At 70.2% G+C, this 15,519-nt stretch carries 13 protein-coding genes; 2 read left to right on the top strand and 11 right to left on the bottom strand.

From position 1 onward, the window contains the following. Window positions 1-219: 219 nt before the first annotated feature. The 7 genes from OG293_RS30280 to pgsA all read right to left on the bottom strand — a co-directional run bounded on the left by OG293_RS30280 (window position 220) and on the right by pgsA (window position 6,194). Window positions 220-972 carry a YebC/PmpR family DNA-binding transcriptional regulator gene (locus tag OG293_RS30280; protein ID WP_406001950.1) on the bottom strand — a complete coding sequence of 251 codons (753 nt, stop codon included), beginning with the start codon at window positions 970-972 and terminating at the stop codon, window positions 220-222. Window positions 973-1,035: 63 nt separating this feature from the next. Then, window positions 1,036-1,626 (bottom strand): pyridoxal 5'-phosphate synthase glutaminase subunit PdxT, encoded by a 591-nt coding sequence (gene pdxT, locus OG293_RS30275; RefSeq protein ID WP_406001949.1) that lies wholly within the window; start codon window positions 1,624-1,626, stop codon window positions 1,036-1,038. Further along, window positions 1,626-2,474 carry a pyridoxal 5'-phosphate synthase lyase subunit PdxS gene (gene pdxS, locus OG293_RS30270; protein ID WP_406003759.1) on the bottom strand — a complete coding sequence of 283 codons (849 nt, stop codon included), beginning with the start codon at window positions 2,472-2,474 and terminating at the stop codon, window positions 1,626-1,628. The genes pdxT and pdxS overlap by 1 nt, the downstream gene beginning before the upstream one ends. A gap of 273 nt (window positions 2,475-2,747) precedes the next feature. Further along, complete coding sequence (locus OG293_RS30265) at window positions 2,748-3,293, bottom strand: hypothetical protein (protein WP_406001948.1); 546 nt, start codon at window positions 3,291-3,293, stop codon at window positions 2,748-2,750. A 140-nt stretch (window positions 3,294-3,433) separates the two neighbouring features. After that, the gene (locus tag OG293_RS30260) at window positions 3,434-4,594 is read right to left on the bottom strand and encodes a glycosyltransferase family 4 protein (protein WP_406001947.1); all 1,161 of its coding nucleotides are present in this window, start codon (window positions 4,592-4,594) and stop codon (window positions 3,434-3,436) included. After that, window positions 4,591-5,529, bottom strand: coding sequence for a phosphatidylinositol mannoside acyltransferase (locus OG293_RS30255; RefSeq protein ID WP_406001946.1), 939 nt, complete (start codon window positions 5,527-5,529; stop codon window positions 4,591-4,593). Before OG293_RS30255 ends, OG293_RS30260 begins: the two co-directional genes overlap by 4 nt. After that, window positions 5,529-6,194 (bottom strand): phosphatidylinositol phosphate synthase, encoded by a 666-nt coding sequence (gene pgsA, locus OG293_RS30250; protein ID WP_406001945.1) that lies wholly within the window; start codon window positions 6,192-6,194, stop codon window positions 5,529-5,531. The genes OG293_RS30255 and pgsA overlap by 1 nt, the downstream gene beginning before the upstream one ends. Before the next feature lie 272 nt (window positions 6,195-6,466). Here pgsA and OG293_RS30245 point away from each other — a divergent pair, with 272 nt between their 5' ends. Further along, window positions 6,467-8,671, top strand: coding sequence for an elongation factor G-like protein EF-G2 (locus tag OG293_RS30245; protein ID WP_406001944.1), 2,205 nt, complete (start codon window positions 6,467-6,469; stop codon window positions 8,669-8,671). 167 nt (window positions 8,672-8,838) lie between these two features. Beyond that, window positions 8,839-10,494 (top strand): hypothetical protein, encoded by a 1,656-nt coding sequence (locus OG293_RS30240; RefSeq protein WP_406003758.1) that lies wholly within the window; start codon window positions 8,839-8,841, stop codon window positions 10,492-10,494. Between the two features lie 153 nt (window positions 10,495-10,647). Here OG293_RS30240 and OG293_RS30235 read toward each other — a convergent pair whose 3' ends face one another. From OG293_RS30235 to OG293_RS30220, 4 genes are all read right to left on the bottom strand, one after another. Then, the gene (locus OG293_RS30235; RefSeq protein WP_406001943.1) at window positions 10,648-11,205 is read right to left on the bottom strand and encodes an HIT family protein; all 558 of its coding nucleotides are present in this window, start codon (window positions 11,203-11,205) and stop codon (window positions 10,648-10,650) included. Window positions 11,206-11,374: 169 nt separating this feature from the next. Continuing rightward, window positions 11,375-13,351, bottom strand: coding sequence for a threonine--tRNA ligase (thrS, locus tag OG293_RS30230; RefSeq protein ID WP_406001942.1), 1,977 nt, complete (start codon window positions 13,349-13,351; stop codon window positions 11,375-11,377). A 195-nt stretch (window positions 13,352-13,546) separates the two neighbouring features. After that, the gene (locus tag OG293_RS30225) at window positions 13,547-14,767 is read right to left on the bottom strand and encodes a hypothetical protein (RefSeq protein ID WP_406001941.1); all 1,221 of its coding nucleotides are present in this window, start codon (window positions 14,765-14,767) and stop codon (window positions 13,547-13,549) included. Next, window positions 14,767-15,363 carry a DUF4365 domain-containing protein gene (locus OG293_RS30220; RefSeq protein ID WP_406001940.1) on the bottom strand — a complete coding sequence of 199 codons (597 nt, stop codon included), beginning with the start codon at window positions 15,361-15,363 and terminating at the stop codon, window positions 14,767-14,769. The genes OG293_RS30225 and OG293_RS30220 overlap by 1 nt, the downstream gene beginning before the upstream one ends. Window positions 15,364-15,519: the final 156 nt, after the last annotated feature.

The raw sequence follows: 15,519 nt of genomic DNA, 5'->3' as shown, positions 1-15,519 counted from the left end.
GCATCCGTTGAGGGGCGGTGGTCGGGCGACGGGCGGACAGGGCGTGCGAAGCACCCGTTGAGGGGCGGTGGCCGGGCGACGGGCGGACAGGGCGTGCGAAGCACCCGTTGAGGGGCGGTGGTCGGGCGACGGGCGGACAGGGCGTGCGAAGCACCCGTTGAGGGGCGGTGGTCGGGCGACGGGTGGGCGGGTCCCGTCGGCCCGTTCACTGTCCGCGGGTCAGGCGTCGACCTTTTCCATGACCTCGTCCGAGACGTCGAAGTTGGCGAAGACGTTCTGCACGTCGTCGCTGTCCTCGAGCGCGTCGATCAGCTTGAAGATCTTGCGCGCGCCCTCTTCGTCCAGCTCGACCTGCATGGTCGGGACGAAGTTGGCCTCGGCGGAGTCGTAGTCGATGCCGGCGTCCTGGAGCGCGGTGCGGACCGCGACCAGGTCGGTGGCCTCGCTGAGGACCTCGAAGGACTCGCCGAGGTCGTTGACCTCTTCGGCGCCCGCGTCCAGCACCGCGCCGAGCACGTCGTCCTCGGTCAGCTCGCCCTTGGGGACGATCACGACGCCCTTGCGGTTGAAGAGGTACGAGACCGAGCCCGGGTCGGCCATCGAACCGCCGTTGCGGGTCATGGCGACGCGCACGTCGGATGCGGCACGGTTGCGGTTGTCGGTGAGGCACTCGATGAGCACCGCGACACCGTTCGGGCCGTAACCCTCGTACATGATCGTCTCGTAGTCGGCGCCACCGGCCTCGAGACCGGCACCGCGCTTGACGGCGGAGTCGATGTTCTTGTTCGGGACCGAGCTCTTCTTGGCCTTCTGGATGGCGTCGAAGAGCGTGGGGTTGCCGGACACGTCGGCGCCGCCCGTGCGGGCAGCGACCTCGATGTTCTTGATCATCTTCGCGAAGAGCTTGCCGCGCTTGGCGTCGATCACGGCCTTCTTGTGCTTCGTCGTAGCCCATTTAGAGTGGCCGGACATCTGCCTGTCTCCTTCGCGTAACCCATTCCTGCTGCGTTCGGCAGAGATCCTACCGGGATCAGGTCACCCGGCTGTGCGCACCATGTCCACAAAGAGGCCGTGCACCCGGTGATCGCCGGTGAGCTCCGGGTGGAACGAGGTGGCGAGGGCGTTTGCCTGCCGGACGGCGACGATATGGCCGTCGTGCTCCGCGAGCACCTCGACCTGGGCGCCGACCGACTCCACCCAGGGGGCGCGGATGAAGACGCCCTCGACGGGTCCGCCGGGCACGTCCGTGACCTCGACTGCCGCCTCGAAGGACTCGTTCTGCCTGCCGAAGGCGTTGCGGCGGACGATCATGTCGATGCCGCCCAGCGTCTCCTGGCCCGAGCGCGGGTCGAGGATCTTGTCGGCGAGCATGATCAGGCCGGCGCAGGTGCCGTAGACGGGCATGCCCGCGGCGATCCGCTCGCGCAGCGGCTCCAGCATGCCGAAGAGCGCAGCGAGCTTGGACATGGTGGTGGACTCGCCGCCCGGGATCACCAGGCCGTCGACCTCGGCGAGCTCGTCGGGCCGCCTGACCGGCCTGGCCACGGCATCGGCCGCGGCCAGGGCGATCAGATGCTCCCGTACGTCGCCCTGGAGAGCCAGGACACCAATGACGGGAGTGGTCATTACCAGCCCCGGTTGGCGTAGCGCTCGGCCTCGGGCAGCGTGTCGCAGTTGATGCCGACCATGGCCTCGCCCAGGTTGCGGGAGGCATCCGCGATGATCTTGGGGTCGTCGTAGAAGGTGGTGGCCTTCACGATGGCGGCGGCGCGCTTGGCGGGGTCGCCCGACTTGAAGATGCCGGAGCCGACGAAGACGCCCTCGGCACCGAGCTGGCGCATCAGCGCGGCGTCGGCGGGGGTGGCGACACCACCGGCCGAGAAGAGGACCACCGGCAGCTTGCCGAGCTCGGAGACCTCCTTGACCAGCTCGTACGGGGCGCGAAGCTCCTTGGCGGCGGCGTACAGCTCGTTGTTGTCGAAGCCGCGCAGCTTGGCGATCTCGTTCTTGATCTGGCGCAGGTGACGGACGGCCTCGACGACGTTGCCGGTGCCGGCCTCGCCCTTGGAGCGGATCATGGCCGCGCCCTCGGCGATGCGGCGCAGGGCCTCGCCGAGGTTGGTGGCGCCGCAGACGAAGGGGGTGGTGAAGGCCCACTTGTCGGAGTGGTTGACCTCGTCGGCCGGGGTGAGCACCTCGGACTCGTCGATGTAGTCGACGCCGAGGGACTGCAGGACCTGGGCCTCGACGAAGTGGCCGATCCGGGACTTGGCCATGACGGGGATGGAGACCGCCTCGATGATCTCTTCGATCATGGTGGGGTCGGACATCCGGGCCACGCCGCCGTCCTTGCGGATGTCGGCGGGGACCCGCTCCAGGGCCATGACGGCCACGGCGCCCGCGTCCTCGGCGATCTTCGCCTGCTCTGCGTTGACCACGTCCATGATCACACCGCCCTTGAGCTGCTCGGCCATGCCGCGCTTGACGCGCGCGGTGCCGGTCTCGGGGGCCTGCGGAGTGGTGGGAAGGATGCTGGACACGGAGAGACCTCACTCGGTGAAAGAAGTTGATGCCTCACCGATGAGACAGGCAGGCACCAGTCCACAGCAAGGGCCAATGCGGAGCCGGTGGATCGTTTTCGAAGGTCAGGCGCCGGGCGGACCTTCGACCTCCCGGTCCCGGACCGCTGTCAGGACTTCGGTCAGCTGCCGGAACGGTCGGCCGGCTGACCGCTGTCAGGGCCTCGGTCAGCTGCCGGGACGGTCGGCCAGCGCGATCGGCGGCTCGTCGTCCATCTCGAAGGCCAGAGGGAACGGCGCGTGGCCCGCCAGCCGGAACCAGCGAACCTTGCGGTGGCGGCGGAGCGCACGGGCCGCGCGCACGGCGTCGTTGTGGAAGCGGCGCGCCATCGGGACACGGCGTACGGCCTGCGCGAGCTCTCCTGCGGCGTCCTCACCGCCCGGCACCTGGCGTACGGCCTCGACCTGCGCCGCCTCCCCGAAGACGGCCCGCAGCGCGGCACTGAGCTCGCTCTCGGCGACCTCGCGCTGCTCCTCCTCCGCCTGCCGGGCGGCGTGCGCGGCCTCGTAGAGCACGATCGACGCGGCCGGATCGAGCACGCCCGACGTGGCGAGTTCCTGGGTGACCGAGGCGCGGCGCAGGAGTTGGGCGTCGAGCGCGGCGCGGGCGGCGTCGATACGGGCGTGCAGCCGGTCGAGCCGGCCTGCGGTCCAGCTCAGATACAGGCCGATCGCGATCAGCGCGACGACGATCCAGATGAGGGTTACGGTCACGGGCGGCAAGGCTACCCAACGGGGACCTCGGGCCCTGCCCCCCGCCCCGGACGCCCCGCGCACCCACCGCGCGCCGGGACGTCCGGCCCGCTCGCCTCACACCTCAAACGCCCGACGGCCCCGGGGCGAGCCCGCCGGCCTCAGTCCCGCGCCAGTCCGAACCGCGCCCGGAATCCCGACCGTTCGTCCGCCGCGACCGACGCGGCGCCGTCCGTCACCGTCTCGTACACCGCGAGGATGTCCGCGCCGACCGTCGACCAGTCGAATCGGCGTACGTGCGCGGTGCCCCGCGTATGCAGTTCGGCCCGCCGCTCCGGGTCCCCCAGCAGCCGTACCGCCGCCGACGCCAGCGCGTCCGCGTCCTCGTTGGCGAAGAGTTCGCCCGCCGCGCCCTGGTCGAGGACCTGGGCGAAGGCGTCGAGGTCGGAGGCGAGGACAGGCGCGCCCGCCGACATCGCCTCGACGAGGATGATGCCGAAGCTCTCGCCGCCCGTATTGGGCGCGACGTACAGATCGACGCTGCGCAACAGTCGCGCCTTGTCCTCATCGCTGACCATGCCGAGGAATTCGACGCGTTTGCGCATCTCGACGGGGAGGGAGGCGACGGCCTCCTCCTCGTCGCCGCGGCCCGCGACCAGGAGCCGTGTGTCCGGGCACTCCGCGAGGATCTTCGGCAGCGCCTTCATGAGGACGGGCAGACCCTTGCGGGGTTCGTCGATGCGCCCTATGAAGCCGATGGTGCCGCCCTGCCACTCGGCCTTCGGCTCGGCCTGTTCGAAGAAGCCGACGTCGACGCCGTTGGGGATGACGACCGCGTCGCCGCCCAGGTGCTCCACCAGCGTCCGCCGCGCGTACTCGCTCACCGCGATGCGGGCGCTGATCTTCTCCAGCGCGGGCTGGAGAATCGGATACGCGGCGATCATGGCCCGCGAGCGGGGGTTCGAGGTGTGGAACGTCGCGACGATCGGGCCCTGCGCCGCCCAGCAGCTCAGCAGGCCCAGCGACGGCGAGGCCGGCTCATGGATGTGGATCACGTCGAAGGTGCCGTCGTGCAGCCAGCGCCGTACGCGAGCGGCTGAGAGGAAGCCGAAGTTCAGCCGGGCGACCGAGCCGTTGTACGGGACGGGCACGGCACGGCCGGCCGAGACGACATACGGCGGCAGGGGTGTCTCGTCGTCCGCCGGAGCCAGGACCGACACCTCGTGGCCGAGCCGGATCAGATGTTCCGCCAGGTCCCGGATGTGGAACTGGACGCCGCCCGGCACGTCCCAGGAGTAGGGGCAGACGATGCCGATCCTCACGCCTGTTCCCCCTGCGGGATCCGCTGCCCGGTCGAGTCCGGTTCGTCGCGCGGATCCAGGTCCGCGAGCCACAGCCGCTGGAGCATGTGCCAGTCCTCCGGGTGTTCGGCGATTCCCGTGGCGTAGGCATCCGCCAGCGCCTGTGTCATGGAGGACGTCCTCTCCGCCTTGGTGCCCGACTCGGGCACCTCGACGGGCGGGTGGATCTGCCCCCGCATGAGCGGTGCCTCGTCGTACCAGAGCGTCACCGGAAGCAGCAGCGCGCCGGTCTGCTGGGCCAGCATCGCCGGTCCGGCCGGCATCCGGGCCGTCTCGCCGAAGTACGACACCTCGATGCCCGAAGCGGACAGATCACGGTCGGCGACCAGGCAGACGAGGCCGCCGGAGCGCAGCCGCCGGGCGAGCGTGCCGAAGGCCGAGCCGCCGGTGTGCGGCAGCACTTCCATGCCGAGGCTCTCGCGGTAGGCCACGAAGCGGTCGTAGAGCGTCTCGGGCTTGAGCCGCTCGGCGACGGTCGTGAACGGGATGCCCAGGGTCCTGGTGACCCACACGCCCGCGAGGTCCCAGTTCGCGAGGTGCGGCAGCGCGAGTATCACGCCGCGTCCCGACGCCATCGCGTCCGTGAGGCGGTGGGCGCCCTTGATCTGCACGTTGTCGGTCACGCGCTCGGCGCTCCAGGTGGGCAGCCGGAAGGACTCCATCCAGTACCGCATGTACGAGCGCATTCCGGCCTTGGAGAGCTCGGCGAGGCGCTCGGGGCCCGCGTCGGGCACCACGCGGGCAAGGTTGGCCTCCAGCCGCAGCACGCTCTTGCCACGCCGCTTCCACGCGATGTCGGCGATGGTCCTGCCGAGCACGGCGGCGGCCGGCTCGGGCAGTTTCTTGACCGTGCTCCAGCCAAGTCCGTACAGCCGGTCGGTCAGCCGGTCCCGCATCACGTCGCCTCAGCCTCGCTCCCCTGTGCCGCGGCGGCGTCGGCCTCCGCGGACTCCCGTCGTACGGTCACGACCCGCTGCCCCAGCGTCACGGCGCTGCCGACGGCGACGATCCACAGGGCGATCGGCAGCAGCACCTCGATCCCGGGCACCCCGAAGCCGTGCAGTCCCGCAAGCCCCGCGGCGACCAGGGAGATCACCAGTCGCTCGGCCCGTTCGATCAGACCGTTGACGGCGACCGGCAGGCCAATCGATTCGCCGCGCGCCTTCGTGTACGACACGACCTGGCCGCTCGCCAGACAGAAGATCGCGACGGCGCACAGCACGTTGTCGTCCCCCGTGCCCGCGTACCAGAGCGCGAAGCCGCCGAAGATCGCGCCGTCGGCGACCCGGTCGAGCGTCGAGTCGAGGAAGGCCCCCCAACGGCTCGAAATCCCGGCCTGGCGCGCCATGTTGCCGTCGATGAGGTCGGAGAAGACGAACAGCGTGATGACGATCGTGCCCCAGAAGAACTCTCCCTTGGGGAAGAAGACCAGCGCACCCGCCATCACCCCGGCTGTGCCGATGAGGGTGACCGCGTCGGGGCTCACCCCACGACGGAGCAGAAACGCGGCGAACGGTGTGAGGACACGCGTGAAGAATGCACGCGCGTACTTGTTCAGCATGGCCTTCCCGAGGGTCGGTGCCGCGCGGCCCCACTGGCCACCGGCTGGCCCATCGTAGCCAGGACCGGGGCGCTCCACCGCCGGGCACCCGACTCCCGCCGCCGCGTACGACGTATGGACGCACCGTGACGAGAGTGGAAAGCTCGAAAGACGACCGCGGGGCATCGACGGAGCTGCCCCCGGACGCCGTCCGGGACACCTCCCTCATGGCTCCCCCCGCACCCCGCGGCCCCACTCTCCTCACCGGGCAATTCGATCGGGAGGCAAGAATCATGGGCGACAAGAATGCACACCCCGGAGCCGCCGGCAGGGCGGCTACGGCCGACCAGCCCTCATCCGTACGGAATGTGGTGCTGGTCGGCCACAGCGGATCGGGAAAGACAACCTTGATCGAGGCCCTCGCGCTGACCGCCGGAGCGGTCAACCGGGCGGGCCGGGTCGAGGACGGCGGGACGGTCTCCGACTACGACGAGATCGAACACCGCCAGCAACGTTCCGTACAGCTGTCGCTGGTCCCCGTCGAATGGGGCGGGTACAAGATCAATCTGTTGGACACCCCCGGATACGCCGACTTCGTCGGGGAACTCAGGGCCGGTCTGCGAGCCGCGGACGCGGCCCTTTTCGTTGTGTCGGCCGCCCAGGAGGCCGACGCCATCGCAGGCGCGACCCGGATGGTGTGGGAGGAGTGTGCGGCCGTCGGCATGCCGCGCGCGATCGTCGTCACGCATCTGGAGACGGCGCGCACCGATTTCGAGGAGCTGACCCGGGTCTGCGGTCGCATCTTCGGCGGTGACGACCCCGATGCCGTGCTCCCGCTCTACCTGCCGCAGTACGGCGCGCAGCACCCCGACGGCCATGCCCCGGTCACCGGTCTGGTCGGACTGCTCTCCCGGAAGATCTTCGACTACTCCTCCGGCGAGCGAAAAGAGACCCCACCCGATCCCGAGCAGAGCGCGCTGATCGAGGAGTCCCGCAACCGGCTGATCGAAGGGATCATCGCCGAGAGCGAGGACGAGACGTTGATGGACCGCTACCTCGGCGGCGCGGAGATCGACCTCAAGACGCTGATCGAGGATCTCGAAAAAGCCGTGGCACGCGGCATCTTCCACCCGGTGCTCGCCGCCGCCCCCGCACCCGAGGGCGCCAAGCAGGGCCTCGGCACGGTCGAACTGCTGGAACTGATCACCGGCGGCTTCCCGACCCCTCTGGAGCCCCCCTGCCCTGCCGTCACCACCCCGCAGGGCGCGCCGCGCCCGCAGATCAGCTGCGATCCGGACGGTCCGCTGGTGGCCGAGGTGGTCAAGACGGCCTCCGACCCCTACGTCGGCAGGATCTCGCTCGTACGGGTCTTCTCCGGCACCCTCCGCCCCGACGAGACCGTGCATGTGTCCGGGCACGGACTGGCCGACCGCGGCCACGAGGACCATGACGTCGACGAGCGGATCGGCGCGCTCTCCACACCCTTCGGCAAACAGCAGCGCCAGCTCGGCCAGGCCATCGCCGGAGATCTCGCCTGTGTGGCGAAGCTGTCGCGCGCCGAGACCGGGGACACCCTGTCGGCGAAGGACGACCCGCTGCTGATGGAGCCCTGGACCATGCCCGACCCGCTGCTGCCGCTGGCCATCCAGGCGCACAGCAAGGCGGACGAGGACAAGCTCTCCCAAGGGCTTGCGCGCCTGGTCGCCGAGGATCCGACGATGCGTCTCGAACAGAACCAGGCGACCCACCAGGTGGTGCTGTGGTGCCTCGGCGAGGCGCATGCGGATGTAGCGCTGGAGCGGCTGCGCAGCCGGTACGGCGTCCAGGTCGACGTCGTCCCGCACCGGGTGTCGCTGCGGGAGACCTTCGGCGGGAGGTCGGCCGGGCGCGGACGGCATGTGAAGCAGTCCGGCGGGCACGGCCAGTACGCGATCTGCGAGATCGAGGTCGATCCGCTGCCCGCGGGCTCCGGAATCGAATTCGTCGACAAGGTCGTGGGCGGCGCGGTCCCGCGGCAGTTCATCCCGTCCGTGGAGAAGGGAGTGCGCGCCCAGGCGGCACGCGGGGTCGCGGCCGGGTACCCGCTGGTGGACGTGCGGATCACGCTGCTCGACGGCAAGGCGCACTCGGTGGACTCCTCCGACGCGGCCTTCCAGACCGCCGGAGCGCTGGCGCTGCGCGAGGCGGCGGGCGATGCCCGGATCCATCTCCTGGAACCGGTGGCCGAGGTGCGGGTGCTGGTCTCGGACGAGTACGTGGGTCCCGTGATGAGCGACCTGTCCGGGCGGCGCGGACGAGTGGTCGGCACCGAGCAGGCAGGCGGGGGGCGCACGCTCGTACGGGCCGAGGTGCCGGAGATCGAGATCGGGCGCTACGCGGTGGATCTGCGGTCGATCTCGCACGGGACCGGGCAGTTCAGCAGGTCCTACGCCCGCCATGAGGCGATGCCGCCGCAGCAGGCCGAGAAGCACCGTGAACAGGTGGGACAGGGGTCATAGTTGGAGGTGCCGCCCGCCCGGCCACCGCGTGGCGGGCGGCATTTCCTTCTCGCAGGACGTGGGCACCGCACCCCCGATACGCTGTGGTGCCCCAGCTCAGAAGGTGTGCGGGGCGCGGTAGTTGGGAACAGGCCGCAGTGCGGAAGCTTGCGGCGATGGGGGCGGTAGTGGCGAACGACGGTTTCGATTTCACTCCCGGGGCACAGGTCCCGCTCCTGGGCTCGGCCGGACAGACGGCGGCGACGCATGCGCTCGCCTCCGCCGCGTACCGCGACAGCCCGGTCAAGGACCTGCTCAATGCCAACAGTGAGTGGCACAAGTCGGAGGTGAAGCCCGGCAAGATCTCGCTGTTCGAGCCGAATCTGGGCGAGGCGTTCTCGCGGGCCGTGCAGGTGCGGATGCTCGGCGGCGCGCGGGCGGCGCTCATCCAGTCCTTCGGCACCGAGCCCCAGTCGGTGGTCGAGCACTGTCTGGCCGCCACCCGCATCCGCAAGGAGCGGGACAAGAAGCTCACCGCCGTGATGGCGGTCTTCGGGCTGCTCTTCCTGCCGGGGCTGTTTCTCTGGATGGGCGTCTTCCAGCTCCGCCGGACGATCGCCGGCGCGGCCGACAAGCGCGCCGGGGCGATCGGCACGCTGCTGCTCGCCGCCGTCGGCGTACTGGCCGTGATCCTCGTGGTCCGGCTGCCGTTCGGCGGCTTGTGGGCGTACTACATCCGCGGCATGATCGTCGCCCCGGTCGTCGGCTGGCTGCTGGCCAAGCGGATCTGCGAGTCCACCGCTAAGGACATGCGCGCCAGCTGGGACACCCTGCTCTCGGGCGGCGGCATCGGCGCGAAGGTGCCCGAGGCGGTCCCGGGGCACCCCAACGAGACGGCACGCGAGCAACTGCGCCAGGGGCTGGAGAAGCTCACCGCCGAGCAGCAGTCGAACTCCGTCTTCTACGCGGGCCCCAAGGGGATACTGGGCATGGGCACCCGCTGGGGCAGCTGGCAGCTGGCCGAGGAACTGGTCTCCAAGGAGCCGGGCAAGGAGATCAACCAGTTCCGCAGCTGGGACGTCATACGGGCGGTCCACGACAAGCTCAAGATGCTGGAGCGCGGCCCGCTGAACTCCGGCGGCTTCCCGACCCCGTCGGTCAAACACTGGATCGTGTCGCCGGTCGGTGAGAACGCCGCCGCGGTGTCCAGGCCGGAGGGCCAGGACGTGGAGACCTACCAGGTCAAGGGCCACGAGATACAGCGGATCTGCAATCACCAGCAGTTCGGCGGAGGCAACCGCCACTATCTGGGCGTCCAGTTCACGCTCTGGGACGGCCAGTTGGTGATCACCATGATGATCACGGTCACCGTGCTGCACGAGACCCTGCGCATCGAGGTGACGGGGCATGCACTGGGCCCTGTGCACTCTCTGTTCACCACCAAGCCCGCGCCGAAGACGGTCACGGTGAGCAAGACGATCCGTTTCTGGGAGACGACCGAGCGGGCGCTTCCGCTGGTGGAGACCCCGGAGGTGGTACGGCTCGCGGTGCGCGCGCCCTTCACCTGGTACCCGCCGCTGCTGGACTATCTCGGCGGCAAGCTGGTGCTCCCGGAGCCCTTCGGGCTGCGCCACGCCTGGGCCGAGAAGCCCTGGCGGCACCGGTTCATGGCGGACGACGCGATGCGCGCGGCCACTCCGGTGCTGCGTGTGACGCACGCGGCGGCGATGAAGGTGCTGGAGGAGAACGGCGTGGACACCGAGCGCTTCGGCAACCGCTCCATGATCGTGAGCGGAATGGTCCAGGACGCGGCGCCGCGGAAGGCCGATCTGTACGACGCGTAGGCGGCAGGCCGGGCGGTACGACGCGTGGGCGGCGGCAGGTCCGTACGACGCCGGTCCGTACGACGCGTGGGCGCGGCCTATCTGTACGACGCGTGAGTTCACGGGCGGCGACCCGGCCGGCGGCCCGCGGCTCTCGGCCGGCCCTGGCCCGCGTTATGCGGGCCAGGCCTCCGCCAGCATCTTGCGGGTGTCCGCGAGGAGCTGGGGCAGCACCTTCGTGTGGCCGACGACCGGCATGAAGTTGGTGTCCCCGCCCCACCGCGGCACGACGTGCTGGTGCAGATGCGCGGCGATTCCGGCCCCTGCGACGGTCCCCTGGTTCATGCCGATGTTGAAGCCGTGCGCGCCGGACGCCTTGCGCAGCGCGGTCATCGCCCGCTTGGTGAACACGGCCAGCTCGGCGCTCTCCGCGTCGTCCAGCTCGGTGTAGTCGGCGACATGGCGGAACGGCACCACCATCAGGTGCCCGCCGTTGTACGGGTAGAGGTTGAGCACCGCGTAGACACGCGAGCCGCGGGCGATGACCAGCCCGTCCTCGTCCGACATGGAGGGGATGGAGCAGAAGGGGCAGCCGTCCTCGGCCCCCGGCCCGGTCGGCTTGTTCTCGCCCTGGATGTACGCCATGCGGTGGGGCGTCCACAGGCGCTGGAACGCGTCCTGCGTCCCCACTCCGATCTGCTGCTCCGGCTCAAGCGTCATGCTGTGCAGCATATGACTTCACCCTTACGGGACGTGCCCTCGGGGCCCGTCCCCGCGACCGTCGGCGGACCTGCGGAAGGGGCCCCGGGGGAATGATCGTTCCCCCCGGGCCCCTGACCGTGTCGCCGCCGCCGTCCCGCTTCCGGCAGGAGCCGGACCCGCTCCCCTGCCAGGGCCTCGTCTAGAGCTGCACCCGCTCCTCGACGACCTTCGCGATCTTCGCGATGGCCTCGTCGACCGGGATGCCGTTCTCCTGCGAGCCGTCGCGGTAGCGGAAGGAGACCGCGCCGGCGGCCATGTCCTCGTCGCCCGCGATGACCATGAAGGGCACCTTCTGCTTCTGTGCGTTGCGGATCTTCTTCTGCATCCGGTCGGAAGAGGCGTCCACCTCGACCCGCAGCCCCTTGGCCTTCGCCTTGGCGGCGAACTCCTGGAGGTAGGGGATGTGCGCGTCGCCGATCGGGATGCCGAGCGCCTGGACCGGCGCGAGCCAGGCCGGGAACGCGCCCGCGTAGTGCTCCAGGAGCACCGCGAAGAACCGCTCGATCGACCCGAAGAGCGCACGGTGGATCATGACCGGGCGCTGCTTGGTGCCGTCAGGACCGGTGTACTCCAGGTCGAAGCGCTCCGGCAGGTTGAAGTCGAGCTGGACGGTCGACATCTGCCAGGTGCGGCCGATGGCGTCCTTGGCCTGCACGGAGATCTTCGGCCCGTAGAACGCGGCACCACCCGGGTCGGGGACCAGCGGGAGACCCTGCTTCTCCGCGACCTTGCGCAGTGTCTCGGTGGCCTCCTCCCACACCTCGTCGGAGCCGACGAACTTCTCCGGGTCCTTGGTGGACAGCTCCAGAAAGAAGTCGGTGAGGCCGTAGTCGCGCAGCAGGTTCAGCACAAAGGTCAGCGTCGAGTCGAGCTCGTCCGCCATCTGCTCCCTGGTGCAGTAGATGTGCGCGTCGTCCTGGGTGAAGCCGCGGGCCCGGGTCAGGCCGTGCACGACGCCCGACTTCTCGTACCGGTACACGGTCCCGAACTCGAACATACGCAGCGGCAGTTCACGGTACGAACGCCCGCGCGCGTCGAAGATCAAGTTGTGCATCGGGCAGTTCATGGGCTTGAGGTAGTAGTCCGCGCCCTCGTCGAGCTGCATGGGCGGGTACATGCCGTCGGCGTACCAGTCCAGGTGGCCCGAGGTCTCGAAGAGCTTCCCCTTGGTCGCGTGGGGGGTGTAGACGAACTCGTACCCCTCCTCCTCGTGCCGCTTGCGGGAGTAGTCCTCCATGACCCGGCGGACGACGCCGCCCTTGGGGTGGAAGACCGCGAGACCGGAACCGATCTGGTCCGGGATGGAGAACAGGTCCAGCTCGTTGCCCAGCTTGCGGTGGTCGCGCTTCTCGGCCTCGGCGAGGAACTCCAGGTGGGCCTTGAGCTCTTCCTTGGAGGGCCAGGCGGTGCCGTAGATGCGCTGCAGCATCGGGTTCTTCTCGCTGCCGCGCCAGTACGCGGCGGCGTTGCGCATCAGCTTGAACGCCGGGATGGTGCGGGTGGTGGGCAGGTGCGGACCGCGGCAGAGGTCCTTCCAGCACAGCTCGCCGGTCTTGGCGTCGAGGTTGTCGTAGATGGTCAGCTCACCGGCGCCGACCTCGACGTCCGCTCCGTCGTCGCTGGAGGCCGAGCCCTTGAGCCCGATCAGCTCCAGCTTGTACGGCTCGTGGGCGAGCTCCTCACGGGCGGCCTCGTCGGTCACGACCCGCCGCGAGAAGCGCTGGCCGCGCTTCTGGATCTCCTGCATCTTCTTCTCGATGGCCTTGAGGTCATCGGGGTGGAAGGGCTTCTCGACGTCGAAGTCGTAGTAGAAACCGTCCTTGACCGGGGGGCCGATGCCGAGCTTGGCCTCGGGGAAGAGCTCCTGCACGGCCTGCGCCAAGACGTGCGCGGTGGAGTGGCGCAGGATGTTCAGGCCGTCCTCGGACGAGATCTGGACGGGTTCGACCTCCTCGCCGTCCTTGATCTCGTACGCGAGGTCCCTCAGCTCACCGGCGACGCGGGCGGCGACGACGGTACGCTCGCCGGCGAAGAGCTCGGCTGCCGTAGTGCCCGTCGTCACCACGCGCTCTTCCCGCTCGGAATCGCGTTGGATGATCACACGGACGTCTGACACCGGTCTCTCCTGACGGTAAGGGGTGCGCCGCATTCGTCGTGGGCGCGCTATGAATCGTACCGAGCCGGTGGGGTCCGCCGCGAAACGGTTTGGGTCGGCCGGCGGCCGGACGCCCGGCCCTGCCCGGCCGCAGAAGACCCTCGGCGATCGGGAGCCCCGGACCGCGGTGGAGGAGCACCGGGGCGCGGGGGCCGGTCAGTCCTCCTGGCAGCTCTCCTCAAGGAAGTCCGGATTCTCCTGGAGCGACTTCATCAGCCGGTCCCTCTCCGCCTCGTCCACCTGCACCGGCACCACACTCGACGCGTCCGTCAGCCGCCGGAACCCGCCGCGGCTCTCCAGCCGCCCCACGACCCTGATCGGCAGCCCCACCAGGTGCGCGTGGCCCGCCGTGCGGTACGACTCCTCGTCCAGCGCGACTCTGACATGCGGCACCTCCGCGCCCGCCAGCACCCGCAGCCGCACCGTCCCCGCGCCCCGGGGGCCCGAGCGGCGCATCCGGACCACCGTGCCGGTGATCCGCACGGGCAGCGACGGCTCGTCCTGGAGGTAGCGGGCGCCCGCCTCGCGCAGCGCCGGCAGGTCACCGGGCGAGAACTCCACCGGTTCGTTCCTCGGCGCGCAGCCCTGAGGCACTCCCGCCGCGGGCGACCACTCCAGCGCTATCCGGGCCCCCTCCGAGCCGCGCACCAGCGCGATGACCGCCTCGGTGAGCTCCCGGCTGACGCCCGCCTGCACGGCCGCGTCGAACGCCTCCATCCCGCCCGTCGCCCGCTGGTAGTCGGCAGCCTCCCTGGCAGCCTGCACGGCGTGATACAGCGTGACCACGACCGCCCGCCCGCTGCGCACGGGCACGAAGGCGGTGAGAGTGCGACCGCCGGGAGCGGGTCCGACCAGGACCCCCTCCAGCGATGCCTGGGCCTGCCTGCGGTGCCGCGCGCCGTAGTACCCGGCGCGTTCGCGCGCCGCGAGAGCCGCCGCCATCAGCATCTGCCGGGCGGCCCCGCGCAGTTGCTCCTGCGCCGTCCAGGAGGCGGCGCCCGACGGTCCCGGCGGCACATCGCGCCACCACCGGATCTCGTCACTGGGCACGGTCAGCCCGACGAGCACCTCGCGGGCCGAGGGCGCCGCACTGCGCGCCAGCGCCGTCAGCGCCTCGCTCAGCAGGTCCTCGCAGTCCGGGAACGACCGGCTCTCCGGGACCAGCAGACTCGTACCCCCGGCGGCATGCTCCGGCGGCGTCCAGCGGGCATAGCGCCCCGCCGCTCCCCCGCGCCGCCGCCAGCCGTGCCGGCCGAGCAGCGCGCCGAGGACGACGGGGTCGACCAGCGCAGGGTCCGGTTCACCGCCGCCGTACCAGGCGCCGGGTATGTCGGCCGTCGGATGGGGGCGTACCGACTCGTCGAAAGGCCGCTGCATCAGGGTCTCCCTCCCGCCCCGACCCGGCTCATGATCTCGCAGAGCGCACGGTCGTCGAAGATCCGTGAGGTCGGGATCCGCACGGTGGTCCTGCGCCTGCCGGTCACCGGGTGGCCGGCCAGGTTGGTCCAGTAGCAGCAGTGCCGCAGATCGAGCCGGTCGTGGCTGGCACGCAGCCACTCGCCCTGGGTCCGGGGGACGAGCATCACGACGAGGATCTTGTGCACGGACACCGGGGTGCGGGCCAGCTTCACCAGATGGTCGTTGTCGAGGGTGAAGGAGAAGGCCGGGCCCGGTGGGTGCGGCGGGATCTGGTACGTGCACTTCAGCTGCACCTTGATGGTCACCTCGTCGTCGACGGTGTGACCGGCCGAGCTGTGGCTGACATGCCAGTCGATGCCGTTGTCCGGAAACGGCTGCGACAGCGAGCAGCCGGCCGCCGCGGCAACCGCATGGAGATAGCCCACCTGGAGTGTCTCCATGCAGGCGCTGGTGGCGAGTGCGCCGCGCAGCGGTACGGTCCGCTGGGGCAGCAGCCCTCCCCCTCGGCCTTCGGTCTGGGAGGTACCCCCAGGCTCAGGCTGCGCGAGCGCCATGGCTCTTCGTGCCTTCCGGGCTGTGCCGATCGATGACCCCTCGACGGGACGTCATCTGCACTCCCCGTCATCTGTGTTGTCACCGCCCTGCGTACGGCGCAAACAGCCCGGGTATCACCGATTCGGGCAGGGGCCATCGCCATCTGCCAGGCACGT

It is taken from the genome of Streptomyces sp. NBC_00829 (assembly GCF_045161795.1).
Classification (GTDB): Bacteria; Actinomycetota; Actinomycetes; order Streptomycetales; family Streptomycetaceae; genus Streptomyces.
Note: the sequence above shows the minus strand (reverse complement) of the source record. Positions and strands in the feature narration are given on the sequence as shown.